Below are 20,133 nucleotides of genomic sequence, written 5' to 3'. Positions count from 1 at the left end.
GGCGAGATGGCGGGAAAGTTCTGCTCCTACCTGCTCGGATGCTGCCGCAGGGTGGGCGCGGCAGGAGAGGTTCGAGCGGCCTCGGCGGGGTCGACGAGAGCCGCGGGTCGCCACCTCGCGAATCTTCCTATAGGATTCCCGGCGAACACTTCATCGAGGAAGGCACCTGATGCTCACCGCTGAGAACTGGCCGATCGGCGCCAACATGCTGTCCTTCGGCAACACCACGCCGGACGGCACCCCCACCCTGGAGGCCTCGTCCTCGGTCTGGGCCTCGCAGCTGCGACAGGTCAAGGAGCTCGGCGTCGACCAGATCGACCCCACCGACGCCTGGCTGCCGCTCGCGAAGCTCTCCGACGAGCGCCTCGAGGAGTTCCGCCGCGTGCTCGACGGCGAGGGCCTGTCCCTCGCCTCGATCTCCATGACCCGCAACTCCGTCGTGGACGTCGAGAACGGCGAACAGAACCTCGCCGACGCCCGCCGCTTCGTCGAGCTCGCCCCGAGCTTCGGCGTGACCGTCGTGAACACCGGCTTCATGCAGGCCACGACCCCGGCGCAGAACGACTCGGTGTGGTTCTGGCTCGAGGACGGCCACCACGACGACCCGGCCCTGCGCGACCTCGCGATCGAGCGGATCCGCGAGCTCGGCGACCTCGGCCAGGAGAACGGCGTGCAGATCAGCCTCGAGATGTACGAGGACACCTACGTCGGCACGGCCGACGACGCCGTCTCCTTCCTGGGCGACGTCGACCACGCGAACGTGGGACTGAACCCGGACATCGGCAACATCGTGCGCCTGCACCGCGAGGTCGAGCCCTGGCAGGACATGTTCGAGAAGGTGCTGCCGCACGCGAACTTCTGGCACATCAAGAACTACTCGCGGGACTTCGACCCGGCGACCGGCGCCTACGCGACCGCACCGACCCCGCTCAAGTACGGCTACATCAACTACCGCCAGGTGATCCGCCGCGCCGTCGAGCTCGGCTACACCGGCCCGTTCTGCTGCGAGCACTACGGCTCGGACTCGCTCGGCGTCATCGCCGAGAACGTGCAGTACGTGCGCCAGGTGCTCACCTCGGCCCTCGCCTGACCCCGATCCCCTCGTCATCACCCTGCGAAGGAGCAGCAATGACCAGCACGTTTCCCCAGGAGCGCACCGCCGTCGTCACCGGGGCGGGCGCCCCGCGCGGCATCGGCCGCCACGTCGCCCGCGCCCTGGCCGCCGCCGGCTGGGACGTCGCCGCCCTCGACATCGACGAGGCCGCCGTGCAGGAGTTCGCGGCGGAGCTCGCCGCCGAGTCGGGCCGCACGGTGATCGGCGTCGGCGTCGACATCTCCGACAAGGACTCCGTGGAGGCCGCCTTCGCGGTGATCGACCGGGAGCTCCCGCCCGTCATCGCCGAGGTGAACCTCGCCGGCATCCCCAGCCCGCACTCGATCTTCGAGCTCGACGGGGAGACCTGGGACCGCGTCATGAACGTCAACGCCAAGGGCACCCTGTTCATGATGCAGGCCGCGGCGACCCGCATGATCGAGGGCGGTCACGGCGGCCGCATCGTCAACACCGCCTCGATCACCGCCTACGACGGCGGCGGCACCTTCTCCAAGATCGGCTACGCGGCGGCGAAGGCCGCCGTGCTGGGCCTGACCCGCGGCGGCGCCCGTGAGCTCGGCAAGCACGGGATCACCTGCAACGCGATCGTCCCGGGCCCGATCGACACCGACATCATGGGCGGCACCCTCACCGACGAGCGCAAGGCCGGGATGTCCGCCGACATCCCGCTGCAGCGCGTCGGCCAGCCCCAGGAGGTCGCGGGCCTCATCAAGTTCCTGACCAGCGAGGACTCGAGCTTCGTCAACGGGGACTCGGTCTTCGTCGACGGCGGCAAGCACATGGTCTGACCGGCCCCCCACACTCACCAGATATCCCATAGGATCACTGCTGTCGCCGCGGCGAGAGATACCGGGCACGACCCGGGCCCGCGGCCCAGCACAGACGAAGGAGTCCCCCAGCATGACCATCTCCACCGTGACGATCGTCGGCGCCGGCTACATGGGCGGCGGCATCGCCCAGGTCCTCGCGATCGCCGGCCTCGACGTGACCCTCGCCGACGTCAGCGTCGAGACCGCGAACGCCTCCCTCGAGCGTCTCCGCAACGAGGCCCGCGAGTTCGAGGCCCAGGGGCTCTTCGCCCCCGGCAGCGCAGACCTCGTCGAGAAGAACATCTCCGCGGGCAGGACCATCGAGGAGGCCGTCGCGGACGTCGACCTCGTCGAGGAGGCCGTCTTCGAGCGGCTCGACGTCAAGCGCCAGGTGCTCGGCCTCATCTCCGAGCACGCCCGCCCCGACACGATCATCGGCACCAACACCTCCACCATCCCGGTGAAGGAGCTCGAGAGCGCCGTGAAGCACCCCGAGCGCTTCCTCACCGTGCACTTCTCCAACCCGGCTCCCTTCATCCCGGGCGTCGAGCTCGTCGCCGGCGAGGCCACCACGCCGGAGACCGTCGCGGCCGTCAAGGCGCTGCTCGAGCGCTCCGGCAACCAGGGCGCACAGGTCGCGGACACCCCCGGCATGGTCCTCAACCGCCTGCAGTACGTGCTGCTCAAGGAGGCCATGTCGATCGTCGAGGAGGGCGTCGCCACGAAGGAGGACGTCGACACGATCGTCCGCACGACCTTCGGCTTCCGCCTGGGCTTCTTCGGCCCCTTCGCGATCGCCGACCAGGCCGGCCTCGACGTCTACGCCAACTGCTTCGAGACCTTCGAGAACGCCTTCGGCGAGCGGCTCGCGACCCCGCAGCTGCTGAAGGACGCCGTCGCCGCGGACCGCAAGGGCGTGAAGAACGGCGCCGGCCTGCTCGGCACCTACGACGAGGCCACGAGCGCCGAGCTCGTCGCCTACCGCAACAACGCCTACGCGAAGATGTCGCAGCTCCTCGCCGAGCTCGGCCCCGCCCCCAAGGCCTCCTGACCCGGGCCTCCACCCCAGCAGCACCCTGACCGCCGCCGGCGGGCCATGCGCCCGCCGGCCCGGCGGCGCATCCCCCTGCCCTACTCGCCCAGAGGATTCATCGTGGAATCATCCGCCCAGATCGACGAGCGCCAGCTCATCTCCAAGATCACCTGGCACATCGTGCCCTTCGTCATGGTCCTGTACACGATCGCGTACATCGACCGCTCCGTGCTCGGCTTCGCGAAGACCCAGATGTCCGCGGAGGTGGGCCTCAGCGACGCCGCCTTCGGCCTCGGCGCGGGCCTGTTCTTCCTCGCGTACTTCCTCTTCGAGGTCCCCTCGAACTACATCCTCCCCAAGGTCGGGGCCCGGAAGTGGTTCGCGCGGATCCTCTTCACGTGGGGTCTCATCACGGCCCTCACCGCGCTGACGAACTCGACCGGCCTGTTCTACCTGCTGCGCTTCCTGCTGGGCGTCGCCGAGGCCGGCTTCTACCCGGGCGTGCTGTTCTACCTGACCTTCTGGTTCCCGCAGCGCCACCGCACCAAGGCCACCGGCACCTTCGTGCTCGCCGCCCCGATCGCCTTCCTCGTCATGGGCCCGCTCTCCGGCGTCGTGCTCGAGCTGAGCTGGTTCGGCCTGCAGGGATGGCACTGGCTGTTCATCCTCGCGGGCGTCGTCGCGATGATCGCCGCGGTCCCCACCCTGCTGTGGCTGCGGGACACCCCGCGCTCGGCCCCGTGGATGTCCGACGCGGAGGCGACCTGGATCGAGACCGAGCTGGACAAGGACCGCCTGCTCTACGGCCAGGAGTCGCACGCGAACCCGCTGCGGGCCCTGCGCTCGAAGTACGTGTGGGTGTTCGCCCTGCTCTTCTTCCCCTCGACCGTCGGCATCTACGGCCTGAGCTTCTGGCTGCCCACCGTGATCAGCGCCTTCAGCGACTCCTCCGCGGAGACGGGCTGGCTCGCCACGATCCCGTACCTCTTCGGCGTGATCGGCATCTTCGTCACCTCGCGGCTCGCCGCCCGCATGAGCGAGAACTGGATCCCGCTCATCGTGATCTACGTGGGCGCGGCGATCGGCATCCTGCTCGCCGCCGTCGCCCCGCCGGGGCCGCTGCAGATCGCGGCCATGTCCATGGCGGCGTTCTTCCTCTACGCGGTCGCCGGCGTGTTCTGGGCGCTGCCCACCCGCTACCTCGTGGGCGCCACCGCGGCCGTCGGCATCGCGTTCGTGAACTCCTTCGGCAACATCGGCGGCTTCGTCGGCCCCTACGTGGTCGGCGCGGTCTCGGACGCGACCGGCAACCCGGTCAACGGCATGTTCTTCCTGGGCGCGGTCCTCGTGCTCGGGGCGATCGGCGCCGCGATCGGCATGCGCGCCTGGGCCGGCCGGAACCCGGTCGAGGCCACCCCGGGCGTCCAGCCGGACGGCACCCGCGTGGACACGTCCGTCTGAGGTCGCTCCCGCAGCACGCAGGCGGCCCCTGCTCCCGAGTCACCGGGGGCAGGGCCGCCCGCGTGCGCCGGCTCAGTCCTCGATGGACAGGTTCGTGCGGGTCCCGCCCTCGAGGGTGCGGCCCTCGGCGGCGTCGTGCTGGAGCCGCTCGACGTACGGGTGGGCACGCCCCACCTGCTGCTCGAGGGCGTTCACGGTGGTCAGGAAGTTCTCGTTGGCCTTCGCGCGGAAGGCGTCGATCCCGTCCATGGTCGTGAAGAGGTTGTCGAAGGCGCGCTGCAGCGTCTCGGGGGAGACGCCCGAGGTGGCCGCCTGCTCCTGGATGCGCGCCGTGTTCTGGGCGAGCATCTGGGAGGTGCGGTCGATGAGGTCGTTCGTGGTGCGGTTGACCGCGTCGATCTGGTCGAGCACGATCTGCTGGTTCTCGAGCGCCTGCGCCGTGATGACGGCGGTGCGCAGCGCGGTCACGGTCGTGGTGCGGGCCCGGTCCACGCCGCGCGCGAGCTGGGTGTTGTTGTCCTCGATGAGGCCCATCGAGAGGTAGGCCTGGACGGTCACGGCGATCTGGGTGGCGACGTCCTGGCGGCGCTGGCGCACCGCGAAGAGCACGTCCCGCTCGAGACCGTCGGCGACGTCGGCCCGGCCCTCCGCCCGCGCCTGCGCGGCCCGGTCCACGACCTGCGAGTCGAGCTGGCCCAGCAGGTGGGAGGCCTTCTGGAGGTTCTGGAGGTCCTCCCACAGGGCGCGGCGCTCCACGGCGAGCTCGGCGTTGTCCCGCTGCAGCATCTCCTGCCCGCGGCCCAGCGCCTGGAGCACCTCGTCGAGCTGCTTCTGGTTGGACTCGAAGCCGCGGAAGTAGCGCTTCGCGGCGCCGCGGCCGGGCAGGAAGGACAGCGCCTTGGTGGCGAAGGTGTCCGGCTTCGGGGCGAGGTCCTCCATGCGGGTGCGCAGCTGGACGAGGCTCTGGGCGACCTTCTCCTGGGCGCCGCCGTCGCGGGCGTCCCGCATCGACTGCTCCATGAAGCGGGAGCTCGAGGCGCCCGTGCGCTCGAAGGTCTTCTTGGCGACCGCGCCGATCGCGGCGACCTGCGCGCTGAACTCCTGCGAGTGCGGGTTCAGCGCGGAGACCTCGTCGATCCAGCTGCCGGCCCGCTGCTCGAGCTCCTTCGCCTGCTCGGCGGGCAGGTCGTTCAGGAGGGAGACGGCTTTCTCCTCGCTGAGCTCCTCGACGGGCTCCGCGGCGACGATCTCCGGCTCGGGGGTGGGCGGCTGCAGCTTGTCCATGGCTTCTCCTGGTCTCGTGCGGGTCAGAGGTCGATGGTCGGGGTGACGTGGTGGTCCGCGAAGCGGGTGCGGAGGAACTCGGCGTGCACGTCGAGGGAGCGGGTCACGCCGGCGACGAGGTCCTTCTCGATCTCCTCGAGGCTCTCGCCGAGCACGGTGAGCTGCTCGTCGATGCCGCGCAGGTTCGTCAGGGCCTCCTCGCGGGCGGTGCCCGCGAAGGTCGCGAGGAACCCGGAGGTGTCCTCGACGGCGTCGAGCAGCTCGGGCACGTAGCGGTCCGCCATGCCCTCGAGCAGGGCGAGGCCGCCGTCGGACGGTCGCCGCGACTGCACCTCCTCGGTGCGGGCGAGCGCCTCGATCCGGGTGTAGAGGTCCTCCGCGCGGCCCAGCACGGGGCCGACGGCCGCGTCGCGGCTGCTCGCGCGCAGCCCCGCGATCCGCTCGTGGCCGGCGGCGGCGTCGCGGAGGATCCCCTCGAGTAGGGTGCGGGTGCCGTCGGCGACCTCCGCCCCGGCGGGCTCGAGGAGCGGCGGCTCGGGGCGCAGGGCGCGCAGGCCGACCCCGCTGCCGCCCGCGGCGACCACGCCGACCCCGGCGGCGAGGGCGATCCCGCCGATCCCGCCGATGCCGAGCAGGAGGGTCGCGGTGCCGGCGAGCACGCCCAGCAGGAGCGGCAGCCCCAGGCCGAGCAGGCGCCCGCGGCGCGGGGCGCCGGGCGTGTGCACGGTGCCCTCGGGGGGCTTCTCGACCGGCCCCCACAGGTCGCGGCGCTCCGCCGTCGCCTTCCAGGGCAGGTCCTGCTCCCCGGGCGCGGTGGGCCCCGGGTCCGGGCGGTCGCTGCTGTCGGTCACGGTCACCCCGGTCCTGGTCGAGGGCGGAACCCCCCGAGCCTATCGCCGCCCCCTGGGGGTACGCCCGGAGCCTCCCGGACGCGGCCCGGGTGCGGCATGATCCCTGGAGTGGACATCCTCCTTCTCGTCGTGGGCCTCGCGGTCGCCACCCTGGTGGGCACCGCGCTCGCCGAGCGCCTGCGCCTTCCGCCGCCGATGGTGCTGCTCGCCGTCGGCCTCGTCGGCTCGTTCCTGCCGATGATCCCCGCGGTCGAGCTCTCCCCGGAGCTCGTGCTGTTCGGCCTGCTGCCGCCGCTGCTCTACTCGACCTCGCTGCAGACCTCGATCCAGGACATCAAGGCGAACATCGTCCCCGTCCTGCTGCTCTCCGTCGCGCTCGTCGTCCTCACGACGCTCGGCGTCGCCGCCGTGGTCATGGCGATCATGCCCGACGTCGGCTGGCCGGTCGCGATCGCGCTCGGCGCCGTCGTCGCCCCGCCGGACGCGGTCTCCGCGAGCGCGGTGGCCCGACGGATCGGTCTGCCCCGGCAGATCGTCACCGTCCTCGAGGGCGAGTCGCTGCTCAACGATGCGACGGCCCTGGTCTCCCTGCGCACCGCGATCGCCGCGATCTCCGGCACGGTCGCCGTCGCCACCATCGCGGAGGACTTCGTCGTCGCCGCGGGCGGCGGGCTGATCATCGGCCTGCTCGTCGCGCTCGTCGTCGTGCAGGTGCGCCGGCTCGTCCACGATCCGCTCATCGACACCGGCATCTCCTTCGTCATCCCCTTCGCCGCCTACCTGGTCGCGGAGGAGATCGAGGCCTCGGGCGTCATCGCGGTGGTCGTCGCGGGGTTGCTGATCGGCCACAAGGCACCGATCGTGCAGACCTCCGCCTCCCGCATCACCGAGCGGGTGACCTGGACGAGCATCGCCTACCTGCTCGAGCACGCCGTCTTCCTGCTGATCGGACTGCAGGCGGCGAGCATCGTCGCGGGCCTCGACGGCAGCGTCTCCGCGCTCCGGGCGATCGGCTTCTGCCTCGCCGTGCTCGCCGCGGTGATCGTGCTGCGCGTGCTGTGGGTGAGCCTCGTCCACGGGATCCAGAACCTCACCCGGAAGGACCGGGACCGGGAGCCGTGGTCCCATGCGCTCGTCGTCTCCTGGGCCGGCATGCGCGGCGTCGTGACGATCGCGGCGGTCTTCGTCATCCCCGCCTCCGTGCCGCACCACGACCTGCTCGTGCTCGCCTCGCTCACGGTCGTGCTCGGCACGCTCTACCTCCAGGGCCTGAGCCTGCCCTGGCTCACCCGGCTGCTGCGGGTGCGCCCCGAGGACCCGGCCGTCGAGGCCCTCGCCCGCGCGACCGTGCTGCACAAGGCGGGGGAGGCCGGCCTCGCCGAGCTCGAGACCTGCGCGGGGGAGACCCCGGAGGACGTGATCGCCGGGGTCCGTGCCCGCGTGGACCAGCGCAGCTTCGCCGCCTGGGAGCGGCTGTCCACCTCCTCGGACGACGAGACGCCCAGCCAGGCGTACACCCGCGTGCGGCGGAGGATGCTGCGCGCCGAGCGCACGAAGGTGCTCGAGATCCGCAGCAAGGGCCGCACGCCGTCCCACGTGATCCGCGAGGTGCTCGGCATGCTCGACCTCGAGGAGTCGATGCTCGACGAGGCGGAGGGCGCGCACGGCGACATGGTCGCGACCGGCGCCGGCGAGGGCGGCTGGTGCGAGGAGCTGCAGGCCTTCCCCATCGCGGAGACGCCCGAGGACCCCGTGTGCGCGAGCTGCGTGGCCGAGGGTGCCCGCTGGGTCGCCCTGCGCCAGTGCCTCGAGTGCGGGCACGTGGGCTGCTGCGACAGCTCCCCGGCACAGCACGCGACGAACCACTTCCACGACACCGGCCACCCGGTCATGCAGTCCGCGGAGGCGGGCGAGACCTGGCGCTGGTGCTACATCCACCACGCGACCGCCTGACGACGCGAGGAGTTCTCATGAGCGATCCGATGATCCTGCTGGTCACCGCCGAGAACGAGGAGGTGCTGCGGGCCCAGTTCGGCCGCTACGCCGCGGAGTACGCGGTGACCGTCGCGCCGTCCCTCGAGGAGGGCGTCGCCCTGATCCGCCGCGCTGAGGAGGAGGGCGCCCCGCTCGCCCTCATGGTGCTGGACACGACCCTGCCCACGCCCTCCCTCAAGCACGCCCTGCACGAGCAGCGGGCGCTCGTCCCCACCGCGCGCCGGCTCGCCGTGACCCCCTGGCCGCGGTTCCTCGAGCACGCGCAGGCGCTGCGCCACAAGGTCGCCATGGGCGCCTTCGACGCGCACCTGCTCATGCCGCGCGGCGTGCGGGACGAGGAGTTCCACTCCGCCGTCGTCGAGCTGCTGAACGAGTGGACCGCGACGATCGCCGCCCCGCAGGTGGAGACCGTGCGGATCATCGCGCCGCCCGGGGAGCCGGTCGCGCGGGAGCTGCACGACTACCTCTTCCGCGGCGGCACCCCGCACGGCGTGCACCCGCCCGGCCCGGGCGACGTCGGCCCGTACCCGCAGGTCGTCACGCAGGACCGCCCGCCCCGCCACGTGCCGGACGTGCGCACCCTCGCCCGTGAGCTGGTCGGCCGGTCCGACGCCGCCTCCCTCGCGGACGTCGACGAGGTGCTCGACGTGGTCGTCGTCGGCGCGGGACCCGCGGGCCTCGCCGCCTGCGTCTACGCGGCGAGCGAGGGGCTCACGACGCTCGCGCTCGAGGCGGGCGCCGTCGGCGGGCAGGCCGGGAGCAGCTCGATGATCCGCAACTACCTCGGCTTCCCGCGCGGCATCTCCGGCATGCGCCTGTCCACCCGCGCCCGCAGCCAGGCGATCCGCTTCGGCGCCCGCTTCTTCCCCGGCTGGGAGGCGGAGGAGCTCGTTCCCGGCGAGGACGGCGCCCCGCACCGGGTGCGCACCGAGGCGGGGGAGCTGCTCGCCCGCACGGTCGTCGTCGCGACGGGCGTGGCCTACCGCCGGCTCGGGGTGCCCGAGCTCGAGGAGCTCGTGGGCCGCGGCGTGCACTACGGCGCCGCGATGACCGCCGCCCGCGAGATGGAGGGGCAGGACGTGGTCGTCGTCGGCGGCGGCAACAGCGCCGGTCAGGCGGCCGTGCACCTCGCCCGCTTCGCCCGCTCGGTGACGATCGCGGTGCGCCGCCCGGACCTCCGCTCCACGATGAGCGCCTACCTCATCACCGAGATCGCGGCGAACCCGCGGATCACCGTCGAGGGCTCCACACGGGTGGTCGACGGCGGCGCGGAGGACGGCGACCTCGCCTGGCTCGAGCTCGAGCGCGACGGCTCCCGCGAGCGCCGCCCCGTCCAGGGCCTGTTCCTGCTGCTCGGCGCGGAGCCCCACTGCGAGTGGCTGCCCGACGCGGTGCGTCGCGACGCGAAGGGCTACGTGCTCACCGGCCGTGACGTGCCGGGGGAGGACTGGCGCGGCGGGCTGCCGCCCGCGGAGCTCGAGACCTCCGTGCCGGGCGTCTTCTGCGCGGGGGACGTGCGCTCCGGCTCGATGAAGCGTGTGGCCTCGGCGACGGGGGAGGGGGCCGGGGTCGTCTCCCGCATCCACGAGCACCTCGCCCGCACCGACTGATCCGCCTGTGGCCTTGACCGCATGTGTCCTCCGGGGCGACCGCGGCGGGTGGGCGGTGGGATACTGACCAACGTTCACGTTGGGACAATCGAAAGCCTTGATGATGACGACCAGCGATGCCCTGCCGGCGGAGGCGGCCGCCTCGCTCGACGAGCGCCCCGCCCGCCGCTCGGTGGGCCGCGCCTTCCTGCGCCCGCTGCCCCTCGCGGCCGCGGTCGTCGTGCTGGTGAGCGTGCTCGCCGCGCTCCTCGCACCGCAGCTCGCCGCGCTCAGCGGCAACGACCCGTTCACTTACCACGCGGACGCCCTGGGCCCCGACACCGCGCCCGCCGGCGCGCTGGGCGGCGTGAGCGGCGACCACTGGTTCGGCGTCGAGCCCGGCACCGGGCGCGACCTCTTCTCCCTCGTCGTCTACGGGGCGCGCGTGTCCCTGCTCGTGGGCCTCGCCTCGACCCTGCTCGCGACCGTGATCGGCGTGGTGCTCGGGATCGTCGCGGGCGCCGTCGGCGGCGTCGTCGAGAAGCTCGTGGACTTCGCGACCGACGTGACCCTCGGCTTCCCCTTCCTCATCTTCGCGATCGCGCTCAGCGCGCTGTTCCCGCTCGAGGCGCCCCGCGCCCTGCTGCTCACCCTCGTCATCGGCATGTTCGGCTGGCCCTCGATCGCGCGCGTCGTCGCGGCGGAGACCCGGGTCATCGTCCGCCAGCCCTACGTCGTCGCCTCCCGCGTCATGGGCGCCCGCTTCGGGCACGTCTTCCGCCATCAGGTGCTGCCGAACGTCGCCTCGACCGTCATCGTCTTCTCCTGCATCTCGCTGCCCGGGCGCATCGCCGCGGAGGCCACGCTGTCCTTCCTCGGCGTCGGCATGCTCCCGCCCACCCCGTCCTGGGGCCGCTCGATCGGCGACGCGATCAACTGGCTGCTCGTGGACCCCGCCTTCCTGCTCTTCCCCGCGGCGGCCCTGTTCCTCGTGACCTTCTCCTTCACCATCCTCGGAGACACCCTCCGGGACGCCCTCGACCCGCGGGGAGGCCGCCCGTGATCCCCGCCCTCCAGCGCGTGGCCCGCAGCCTCGGCGTGCTGCTCGTCGTCCTCGCGCTCACCTACGCGATCTTCTACCTCGCCCCGATCGACCCCGCCCTGCGCATGTGCGGCAAGCCCTGCTCCCCGGAGGACCTCGAGGCCGCGCGCGGCTTCATGGGCTTCGACCGCCCCTGGTGGGCGCAGCTCGGCAGCTTCCTCGCCGCGCTCGTCGTGGGCCGCACCTACGGCTCCGGCGACGTGCTCGTGCACTGCGCCGCCCCGTGCCTGGGCTACTCCTTCCAATACCACCAGGACGTCACGACCCTCATCGGTGAGCGGTTCCCGGTCACCGTCTCGGTCGCGATCGGCGCCGTCGTGCTGCAGTCCGTCCTCGGCATCGCCGCGGGCGCCCTCGCCGCCCGTCGCCAGGGCGGGATCCTCGACCGGGTCGTCACCGCGGTCTCGGTGATCTCGGCCTCCGCCCCCGCCTTCGTCGTGGGCCTGCTCGCGGTGGTCGTCGTCGCCCTGCGCCTGGGCCTGCTGCCCAGCGGCGGCTACGAGAACCTGGCCGACGGCCCCGGCCCGTGGGCGCTGCACCTGATCCTGCCGTGGGCCACGCTCGCCTTCCTCAACGGCGCCGTCTACGCCCGGCTCGTCCGCTCCTTGATGATCGAGCAGCTGGGCCTGGACTACGCGCGCACCGCCCGCGCCGCCGGCCTCCCCGAGCGCCGCATCGACCGCTACGCCCTGCGCAACCTCGCCCTGCCGCTCACGACCCTCGTCGCCCTCGACCTCGGCGCCCTGCTCGGCGGCACCGTCATCACGGAGCGGATCTTCGGCCTGCCGGGCCTCGGCGCGCTGCTGCTCGACGCGACCTCCACCGCGGACCTCCCCGTCATCGTCGGGACCACGTTCGTCGGCTCCCTGCTCATCGTCCTCGCGAACCTCGCCGCGGACCTCGCCCGGCCCCTGCTCGACCGCCGTCTGGCCGTCGGCGGCCGCCGCCCCGCCACCCCCACCACCCAGGAGACATCCTCATGACCAGCCCCCGCCTCCCCCGTCGCGGCCTCCTCGCCGCCGGCCCCGTCGTCCTCGGACTCGGCGCGCTCGCCGCGTGCACCGACGGCGGCTCCTCCTCCTCGTCCGACGCCGGCGGCGCCCAGGGCGGCACCCTCACGATCTTCTCCACCAGCGAGGACATGAGCTTCGACCCCGCGACGAGCCAGAGCCTCGCGATCACCTCGCTGGGCCTCACGGCGCGCCGCCTCACCGCCTGGAAGACCTCGGCCGACGCCCCCACCGAGCTCATCCCCGACCTCGCCACGGACACCGGGACCCCGTCGGACGACGGCAGGACCTGGACCTTCACCCTCCAGGACGGACTCACCTTCGAGGACGGCACGGCGATCACCGCCGCGACCGTGAAGTACGGCCTCGAGCGCTCCTTCGCGAAGGAGCTCACGGGCGGCCTGACCTACCACAAGGTGCTGCTCGAGGGCGGCGAGGACTACGAGGGCCCCTTCTCCGGGAAGCACCTCGACTCGATCGAGGCGAAGGACGAGACGACCCTCGTCTTCCACCTCAACCGCCCCTACGGCGCCTTCGGCTGGATCGCCTCGACGCCCGCCTTCGCGCCCGTCCCCGAGGACTCCGGCGAGCCCGAGAGCTACGCGACCAAGCCGGTCGCGAGCGGCCCCTACCGCGTGGCCTCGTACAAGGCCGGCAGCCAGGTCGTCCTCGAGCGCAACGAGAAGTGGGACTCCTCGACGGACCAGGCCCGCACCGGCGGCCCCGACAGCATCGAGTTCGCCCTCGCCCAGGACTCCAGCGTCGTCGCCCAGTCGCTCATCGCCGACCGCTCCGACGCGCAGGACGCCTTCCTCGCGAGCTTCGTGCCGGCCGCCCAGCTCGTCCAGGCGCAGAACGACCCCAAGGTGGGCGACCGCCTCGTCACCTCCGGCCCCGGCGCGCTCGAGTACCTCGCCATGAACACGCAGTCCGAGGCGCTCAAGGACGTCAAGGTCCGCACCGCGATCCAGTACGCCGTGGACAAGGAGGCCTACCGCACCGCCAAGGGCGGCGAGATCTCCGGCGACTACGCGACGACCCTCATCACCCCCGGCATCGAGGGCCGCGAGGAGTACTCGCTGTACGGCGACGCGCCCGCGGGCGACGCCGAGAAGGCGAAGTCCCTGCTCGCCGAGGCCGGCGTGAAGGACCTCAGCCTGCGCCTGGTCATCACCGAGGACGACACCGCCGCCGCGGAGGCGATCCAGCAGGGTCTCGCCCGCGCCGGCATCACCGTGACGATCCAGCCGCTCGACGAGAACGCCTACACCTCCGAGGTCCCGGCGGGCGACGGCTCCGGCTACGACCTGGTGCTCGGCTCCTGGCAGCCCGACGTCCCCTCCCCGGACGCGAACCTCACCCCGCTGTTCGACTCGAGCCAGATCGGCGGCGGCAACTACAACCTCGCCCGCTACTCGAACCCCGAGGTGGACAAGGCCCTGCTGGACGCCTCCTCGACGGTCGACGCCGACGAGGCCGCCGCGAAGTGGGCCGCCGTGGACAAGCAGATCCTGCAGGACTCCCCGCTGGTGCCGCTCATCTACTCGAAGAACTCCTTCCTCCACGGTTCCGGCGTGAAGGACTTCGTCATCGGCGAGTTCCCGGCCTACCCGAACTACCTCACGGTGACGCTGGGCTGATGACCACCGCGAGCGACCTCCTCGTCCTCGACGCCCTGCACGTGGCGATCGCGGGCCGGACCATCGTGTCCGGCCTGGACCTCACCGTGCGCCGCGGCCGGATCACCGCCCTCGTGGGCGAGTCCGGCTCGGGCAAGAGCATCAGCGCCCTGTCCACGATCGGACTCCAGCCCGCGGGCGCGGAGGTCCGGGGCAGCGCGCGGCTGGACGGGGAGGAGCTCGTGGGCCTCGCCCCGGGGCCGCTGCGGCAGGTGCGCGCGCACCGCGTGGGCACCGTCTTCCAGGAGCCGGGGCAGTCGCTGTCCCCGGTCATGAAGGTCTCCGCGGCCTTCCGGGACGTGCTCGCGGTGCGCGAGGACCTCCGCGGCGCGGCCCGCGTGCGGGAGCGGATGCGGGAGCTGCTCGCCTCCGTCGGCCTTCCCGATCCGGACCGCACGGCCGCCTCGTACCCGCACGAGCTCTCCGGCGGCGAGATGCAGCGCGTCGTCATCGCCCTCGCCCTGAGCGGCGACCCGGACCTGCTCATCGCCGACGAGCCCACCACCGCCCTCGACGTCACCGTGCAGCGCGGCATCCTCCAGCTGCTGCGCCGCATCGTCGAGGAGCGCGAGGTGGGGGTCCTGCTCATCACGCACGACATGGGCGTGGTGGGCGAGATCGCCGACGAGGTCGTCGTCCTCAAGGACGGCGCCGTCGTCGAGACGGGGAGCGTGCGCGAGGTGCTCGGGAACGCCTCGGCGCCCTACACCCGCGAGCTGCTCACCGCGGTGCCGCGGCTCGCCGAGGCCCTCGAGCACGCCTCCGCGGCCGACGACGCCGCGGAGGAGGGGGAGCCCGTCGTGCGCGTCGAGGGGCTCTCGGTCGAGTACCGCCGTCGCGGCGGCGCGCACCGGGCGCTCGACGGGGTCGGCATGGAGATCCGGCCCGGGCAGATCCACGGTCTCGTGGGGGAGTCCGGCTCCGGGAAGTCCACCTGGGGCAAGGCGCTCGCGGGTCTCGTCCCCGTCGAGGCCCGCACCCTCGAGCTCGACGGCGTGGACCCGCGCACCCTGGGCCGTGCCGCCCGACGGAAGGCGTACGCCCAGGTGGGCATGGTGTTCCAGAACCCGGCCTCCTCGCTCAACCCGCGGCGCACCGTGGGCTGGAGCGTGGGAGAGCCGCTGCAGCTCGAGGGGACCACGAGCCGCGCCGATGCCGCGCGGCGGGTGGCGGCGGCGCTCGAGCAGGTGCGCCTGCCCGCCTCCTACGCGCGCCGGCTGCCGCACGAGCTCTCCGGCGGGCAGCGCCAGCGGGTCTCGATCGCCCGCGCGCTGATCCGCAGGCCGTCCCTGCTCGTCGCCGACGAGCCCACGAGCGCCCTCGACGTCACCATCCAGGCGCATGTCATCGATGTGCTGCGCGAGGCGATCGAGGAGGCGCGCTTCGCGTGCGTCTTCATCAGCCATGACCTCGCCGTCGTCGGCTCCCTCGCGGACCACGTCACCGTGCTCCGCGCCGGGCAGGCCGTCGAGCAGGGCACCGCGCGCGAGGTGCTGGGCTCCCCGCAGCACGAGTACACCCGCGCCCTGCTCGCGAGCATCCCCGACCCCGAGCGCCGCCTCAGCTCGCGCTGACCGCCTCCCACGCCCGGCTCGCGGCGGAGCGGACGATCGCCTCGCACGCCTCGGCCGCGCGCAGGCCGTCCTCGGCGTTCGGGGCGAGCGCGGTGCCGGCCGTGACGTCGGAGAGGAAGGCCGCGCCCTCGATGGTCTTGAGGTCGTCGAAGCTCAGCGGGATGCCGGGGCCGGGCTGGAAGCGCGCGTAGTCGCCGTGGCCGGCGCCCGCGAGCACGGTCGTGTAGCCGTGCTCGGTGCCGCCGTCGCCGATCATCACCTCGAACTCGTTCATGCGGGTGAACGACCAGCGGGCGGAGCCCTCCGTGCCGAACACCTCGAGGGCGTAGTCGGAGCGGTGGCCGCGGGCTACGCGGCTGGTCTCGAGGGTCGCGTGGGCGCCGCCGTCGAGGTGGGCGAGCGCGGCGGCCCAGTCCTCGTTGCCGACGGGCCCGTGCTCGCCGCTCAGCTCCATGCCGCCGTGGCCCACGCCCGCGCCGAGCGGGATCGGCCGCTCACGGATGAACACGTCGGTCATGGCGCTGACCTCGGTGATCGCCTGCCCGGTGACGTGGGAGACGAGGTCCACGCCGTGGGAGAGCAGGTCCCCGATCACGCCGCTGCCCGCCTTCTCGCGGTCGTAGCGCCAGGTGAGGGGCCCGTCGGACGAGGAGGCGTAGTCCGCGTCGAGGTGGCAGCGCACGTTCGTGACGCGCCCCAGCCGCCCCTCCGCGACGAGCGCGCGCAGGTGCGCGATCGCGGGGGCGTGGCGGTAGTTGAAGCCCACCGCCGTGGCGACCCCGGCCTCGCGCGCGGCGTCGCGGATCTCCCGGGACTGCGCGGCGGAGACGCCCATCGGCTTCTCGATCCAGAACGGCTTCCCGGCCCGCGCGGCGAGCAGGGCGAGCTCGCGGTGCAGGAAGTTCGGCGAGCAGATCGAGACGACGTCCACGGCGGGGTCGGCGAGGGCCTCCTCGAGGCTCGGCACGGCCCGCTCGAAGCCGAACTGCTCCACGGCCGCCCGCTGGTTCGCCTCCACCGGGTCCGCCGAGACCACGAGCCGCGGCCGCACACCCAGCTCGGGGTAGCGCGAGGGCAGCCGCTGGTAGGAGGAGGCGTGCAGCCGCCCCATCCAGCCGAGCCCCACGACGGCGACGCCGATCTCCCGCATCATCACTCCCCTCCCAGCTCGGCGAGGATCCGCTCGCGCATCCGGCGGTGGATCGCGTCGGCGTCCTCCTCCCAGCCGAAGACGCACACGGAGACGGTGCCGTCGTAGCCGCGCTCGCGGAGGTACGCGAAGGCGTCGTCCCAGTCGATCTCGCCGTTGCCGATCTCGTTGTGCTGGTGCACGCGGGCGTCCACCCCGGGCGGGTTCACGATGTAGCGGTTGCCGACGTTCGCCGTGTGGTCGAAGACGTCCGCGACGTGCAGGTGGCGCAGGCGGTCCCCGGCGTACTCCATCATCTGGCGGGGCGTCCTGCGGCCCTGCCCCAGGTGGAAGGCGTGCGGGAAGCAGAACTCGTAGTTCAGCCAGTCGCGGTCCACGCCGCGCACGATCTGCACGGCCCGGTCGTTGTCCTCGACGAAGTCGTAGGGGTGCGCCTCGATCGTGCACTCGAGCCCGTAGCGCTCGAAGTCGGGGATCAGCTCCTCGATCGAGCGGTAGAACTGCGCCTCGCTGCGCCGCGGGTTGGTCGGGTCGCCGGAGAACTCGGTCGCGATCAGCGGCACCTCGAGGGCGTCGGCGATCTCGAGCAGGCGCCGCCAGTTCCGCACCTGCGCTTGCCGCTCCTCCTCGTCGGGGCTCGACCAGTCGAAGACGGGGTTGAAGGAGTGGATCCGCACCCCGGTCTCCTTGATCGCGGCCTTGACCTCGGCGATCTGGTGGCGGTCCACCTTGGGCCGGTGGTGCCACTCGTGGAAGTCCGCGCGCGGCGACAGCTCGAGGTAGCGGTAGCCGAGCTCCGCGGCCTTGCGCACCTCGTCCGCGACGCTGAGGTGCGGGTGGTACATGCTCGGATCCAGCAGGACCTTCACCATGGGTGCGCCTCCGTCACTTCACGCCCAGGCCGCACTCGGCCAGGTACTCGCGGGTCGCGATCGCGTTGGGCAGCGGCAGCCCCGGATCGCAGGGGTACAGGTCCTGCTCGCAGATGACGTACAGGTCCCGGTCGAGCGTCGTCAGCTTCGCGACGAGCTCCTTCATGTCCGGCAGGCCGGCGGGCGGGCGCACCGAGGCGCCCTTGGCGACGGCCTCGCCGAAGGGCCAGTCGTTCTCGTGCGCCTGCCGGGTGAGGTCCGGGTCGAAGGCCTTGATGTGCACGTAGCCGATCCGCTCGGGGTAGTCCTCGATCATCTGCACGGGGTCGCCGCCTCCGTAGACGACGTGGCCGGTGTCCAGGCAGAAGGAGACGAGCTCCGGGTCCGTCGCCTCGAAGATCCGGGAGATCTCCTCGGGCGTCTCGATGTGGCTGTCGCCGTGGGGGTGCAGCACCATCGTGAGCCCGTAGTCCTCCTTGAGGAGCTTCCCGAGCCGGTTCGCGTTCTGGACGTAGAGCCGCCAGGCGTCCCCGGTGAGATGCCGCTCGTCGGTGAACTCCCAGGTCTTGTCGTCGCGGTACAGCGGCGGCAGGTGCACCATGTACTCGGCGCCCACCTCGGCATGGGTCTGCGCGATCGCGCGGAAGGTGCGCTCGGTCTCCGCCCACGCCTCCTCCTGGTGGAGCACGCCCCAGCCGGTGCCGGCGACGACCCGGAAGCCGTGCTCGTCCATCACGGAGCGCAGCTCCGTCGCATCCTGGGGGAAGTAGCCCCACGGTCCGGTCTCCATGACGGAGAAGCCGGCCTCCGCCATCTCGCCGAGCGCGGTGCGCCAGGGGATCTGCTTCTCGTCCTGCGGGAACCACACGCCCCACTGGTCGGGGCACACGCCGATGGTGAGGCGGTTCTCGGGATTCCGCGAGCGGTCGACGGCGACGTCGGGGGAAGTGCTGGTCATCAGGGGCATCTCCTTCGATGCGGAGGTCATGTCTGCTGCTGGCTCCGCCCGCCCCCTCGCGGATGGTCCGATTCCGTTCCACTCCGGAGCGGGATCTGGAACGGAATCGGACCATCGCAGAGAAGGGGGCGAGGTGCGAGGGGGCGGGCCCGGCTCAGTCGTGGGTCGGGAAGCTCATGGAGCTCTCGACGGACTCGTTCTGCGCGGGCCAGCGCGTGGTGATCGCCTTCTGGCGGGTGTAGAAGCCGACGGCCTCGGGGCCGTGCGCGTGGTGCTCGCCGAACAGCGAGTCCTTCCAGCCGCCGAAGGAGTAGTAGCCCACGGGGGTCGGGATCGGCACGTTCACGCCGATCATGCCCACCTGGATCTCCTCCTGGTAGCGGCGCGCGTAGTGGCCGGAGTCGGTGAAGATCGCGGTGCCGTTGCCGAAGGGCGAGGAGTTCACGAGCGCGACCGCCTCGTCGAAGTTGTCGACGTGCATGACCACGAGCAGCGGCCCGAACACCTCGTCGGTGTAGGTCGGGTGCGTGGCGTCGAGGTCGGTGATGACCGTCGGCCCCACGAAGTTGCCGTTCTCGAAGCCCTCGACGACGAGGCCGCGACCGTCGACGACGATCCGCCCGCCGGCCTGCTCGGCCTCGTCGGTCATGCGGAGCACGCGGGCCTTCGCGTCGGCGGTGATGACGGGCGGCATGTCCGTCGACGGGTCGGAGCCGGGGCCGACGCGGAGCTTCTTCGCCTCCGCCGCGATCGCCTCGAGGAACCGCTCGTGGACGTCGCCGACGGTCACAGCGACCGGCACGGCCATGCAGCGCTCGCCCGCGGAGCCGAATGCGCCCGAGGAGATCTGCGCCGCGGCGAACTCGATGTTCGCGTCCGGCATGACGACGGCGTGGTTGTTCGCGCCGCCCAGGGCCTGGACCCGCTTGCCGGTCGCCGAGGCGGCCTGGTGGACGTGCCTGGCGATCGGGGTGGAGCCGACGAAGCTCACGGCGGCGATGCCGTCGTGGGCGCACAGCGCGTCGACGACCTCCTTGCCGCCCTGGACCACCTGGAAGACGCCGTCGGGCAGGCCGGCCTCCTGGTAGAGGCGGGCGACGATGCTCGAGGCGGAGGGGTCCCGCTCGGAGGGCTTGAGGATGAAGGCGTTGCCGGTGGCGATCGCGACGGGGTGCATCCAGAAGGGCACCATCGCGGGGAAGTTGAAGGGCGTGATGCCGGCGACGACGCCGAGCGGCTGTCGCATGGTGTGCGCGTCCACGCCGCTCGAGACGTTCTCGGAGAAGCCGCCCTTGAGGTCCTGGGTGATGGAGGTGGCGAACTCGAGGGTCTCGAGGCCGCGGGCGATCTCGCCCTTCGCGTCGGCGACGGTCTTGCCGTGCTCGCGGGTGATGACCTCGGCGATCTCGTCGGTGTGCTCGATCATGAGCTGGCGCATGCGGTAGAGGATCTGGGTGCGCTTGGACAGCGACACCTGGGCCCACTCCCGCTGGGCCGCGGCGGCGACCTCGACGGCGCGGTCGACGGTCGAGGCGTCGCCGAGGTGGAGGGTGCCCACCTGCTCGCCGGTCGCGGGGTTCAGGATGGGCTGGGTGGAGCCGCTGCCGGGGGTCTCGGCGCCGGCGATCCAGTGCTGGACGTCGTAGGTCATG

Annotated in this window: 16 protein-coding genes; 10 read left to right on the top strand and 6 right to left on the bottom strand. The window is 72.3% G+C overall.

Features of this window, described 5'->3' with window-relative positions; translation table 11 throughout:
- Nucleotides 1-169: 169 nt before the first annotated feature.
- The 4 genes from ABD080_RS04405 to ABD080_RS04390 all read left to right on the top strand — a co-directional run bounded on the left by ABD080_RS04405 (nt 170) and on the right by ABD080_RS04390 (nt 4,417).
- Complete coding sequence (locus ABD080_RS04405) at nt 170-1,090, top strand: sugar phosphate isomerase/epimerase family protein (RefSeq protein WP_343903775.1); 921 nt, start codon at nt 170-172, stop codon at nt 1,088-1,090.
- 38 nt (nt 1,091-1,128) lie between these two features.
- Nucleotides 1,129-1,902 (top strand): SDR family NAD(P)-dependent oxidoreductase, encoded by a 774-nt coding sequence (locus tag ABD080_RS04400; protein ID WP_343903774.1) that lies wholly within the window; start codon nt 1,129-1,131, stop codon nt 1,900-1,902.
- Nucleotides 1,903-2,014: 112 nt separating this feature from the next.
- Nucleotides 2,015-2,974: a 3-hydroxyacyl-CoA dehydrogenase family protein gene (locus tag ABD080_RS04395; protein ID WP_137769334.1), complete on the top strand. Its 960-nt coding sequence runs from the start codon at nt 2,015-2,017 to the stop codon at nt 2,972-2,974.
- Nucleotides 2,975-3,076: 102 nt separating this feature from the next.
- The gene (locus ABD080_RS04390) at nt 3,077-4,417 is read left to right on the top strand and encodes an MFS transporter (RefSeq protein ID WP_343903773.1); all 1,341 of its coding nucleotides are present in this window, start codon (nt 3,077-3,079) and stop codon (nt 4,415-4,417) included.
- Nucleotides 4,418-4,489: 72 nt separating this feature from the next.
- Here ABD080_RS04390 and ABD080_RS04385 read toward each other — a convergent pair whose 3' ends face one another.
- Complete coding sequence (locus ABD080_RS04385; protein ID WP_343903772.1) at nt 4,490-5,701, bottom strand: toxic anion resistance protein; 1,212 nt, start codon at nt 5,699-5,701, stop codon at nt 4,490-4,492.
- A 23-nt stretch (nt 5,702-5,724) separates the two neighbouring features.
- Complete coding sequence (locus tag ABD080_RS04380) at nt 5,725-6,552, bottom strand: hypothetical protein (RefSeq protein ID WP_343903771.1); 828 nt, start codon at nt 6,550-6,552, stop codon at nt 5,725-5,727.
- A 108-nt stretch (nt 6,553-6,660) separates the two neighbouring features.
- Here ABD080_RS04380 and ABD080_RS04375 point away from each other — a divergent pair, with 108 nt between their 5' ends.
- From ABD080_RS04375 to ABD080_RS04350, 6 genes are all read left to right on the top strand, one after another.
- Nucleotides 6,661-8,505, top strand: a complete 1,845-nt coding sequence (locus ABD080_RS04375; protein WP_343903770.1) for a Na+/H+ antiporter — start codon at nt 6,661-6,663, stop codon at nt 8,503-8,505.
- 17 nt (nt 8,506-8,522) lie between these two features.
- The gene (locus ABD080_RS04370) at nt 8,523-10,157 is read left to right on the top strand and encodes an NAD(P)/FAD-dependent oxidoreductase (protein ID WP_343903769.1); all 1,635 of its coding nucleotides are present in this window, start codon (nt 8,523-8,525) and stop codon (nt 10,155-10,157) included.
- A gap of 103 nt (nt 10,158-10,260) precedes the next feature.
- A complete protein-coding gene (locus tag ABD080_RS04365; protein WP_343903768.1) occupies nt 10,261-11,199 on the top strand; it encodes an ABC transporter permease in 939 nt (312 codons plus the stop codon).
- Nucleotides 11,196-12,221, top strand: coding sequence for an ABC transporter permease (locus ABD080_RS04360; protein WP_343903767.1), 1,026 nt, complete (start codon nt 11,196-11,198; stop codon nt 12,219-12,221). Before ABD080_RS04365 ends, ABD080_RS04360 begins: the two co-directional genes overlap by 4 nt.
- A complete protein-coding gene (locus ABD080_RS04355) occupies nt 12,218-13,888 on the top strand; it encodes an ABC transporter substrate-binding protein (protein ID WP_137769326.1) in 1,671 nt (556 codons plus the stop codon). Before ABD080_RS04360 ends, ABD080_RS04355 begins: the two co-directional genes overlap by 4 nt.
- Complete coding sequence (locus ABD080_RS04350) at nt 13,888-15,501, top strand: ATP-binding cassette domain-containing protein (protein ID WP_343903766.1); 1,614 nt, start codon at nt 13,888-13,890, stop codon at nt 15,499-15,501. Before ABD080_RS04355 ends, ABD080_RS04350 begins: the two co-directional genes overlap by 1 nt.
- Here ABD080_RS04350 and ABD080_RS04345 read toward each other — a convergent pair.
- The 4 genes from ABD080_RS04345 to ABD080_RS04330 all read right to left on the bottom strand — a co-directional run bounded on the left by ABD080_RS04345 (nt 15,488) and on the right by ABD080_RS04330 (nt 20,132).
- On the bottom strand, nt 15,488-16,654 hold the full coding sequence (locus tag ABD080_RS04345) for a Gfo/Idh/MocA family protein (protein WP_343903765.1): 1,167 nt from the start codon (nt 16,652-16,654) through the stop codon (nt 15,488-15,490). The genes ABD080_RS04350 and ABD080_RS04345 overlap by 14 nt on opposite strands.
- Complete coding sequence (locus ABD080_RS04340; RefSeq protein ID WP_343903764.1) at nt 16,654-17,523, bottom strand: sugar phosphate isomerase/epimerase family protein; 870 nt, start codon at nt 17,521-17,523, stop codon at nt 16,654-16,656. The genes ABD080_RS04345 and ABD080_RS04340 overlap by 1 nt, the downstream gene beginning before the upstream one ends.
- Before the next feature lie 13 nt (nt 17,524-17,536).
- Nucleotides 17,537-18,481 (bottom strand): TIM barrel protein, encoded by a 945-nt coding sequence (locus tag ABD080_RS04335; protein ID WP_343903763.1) that lies wholly within the window; start codon nt 18,479-18,481, stop codon nt 17,537-17,539.
- A 154-nt stretch (nt 18,482-18,635) separates the two neighbouring features.
- A complete protein-coding gene (locus ABD080_RS04330) occupies nt 18,636-20,132 on the bottom strand; it encodes a CoA-acylating methylmalonate-semialdehyde dehydrogenase (protein WP_343903762.1) in 1,497 nt (498 codons plus the stop codon).
- Nucleotide 20,133: the final 1 nt, after the last annotated feature.

It is taken from the genome of Brachybacterium rhamnosum, from assembly GCF_039526185.1.
Taxonomy (GTDB): Bacteria; Actinomycetota; Actinomycetes; order Actinomycetales; family Dermabacteraceae; genus Brachybacterium; species Brachybacterium rhamnosum.
The sequence above is the reverse complement of the archived record's forward strand: the minus strand, read 5'-3'. Positions and strand labels throughout refer to the sequence as shown.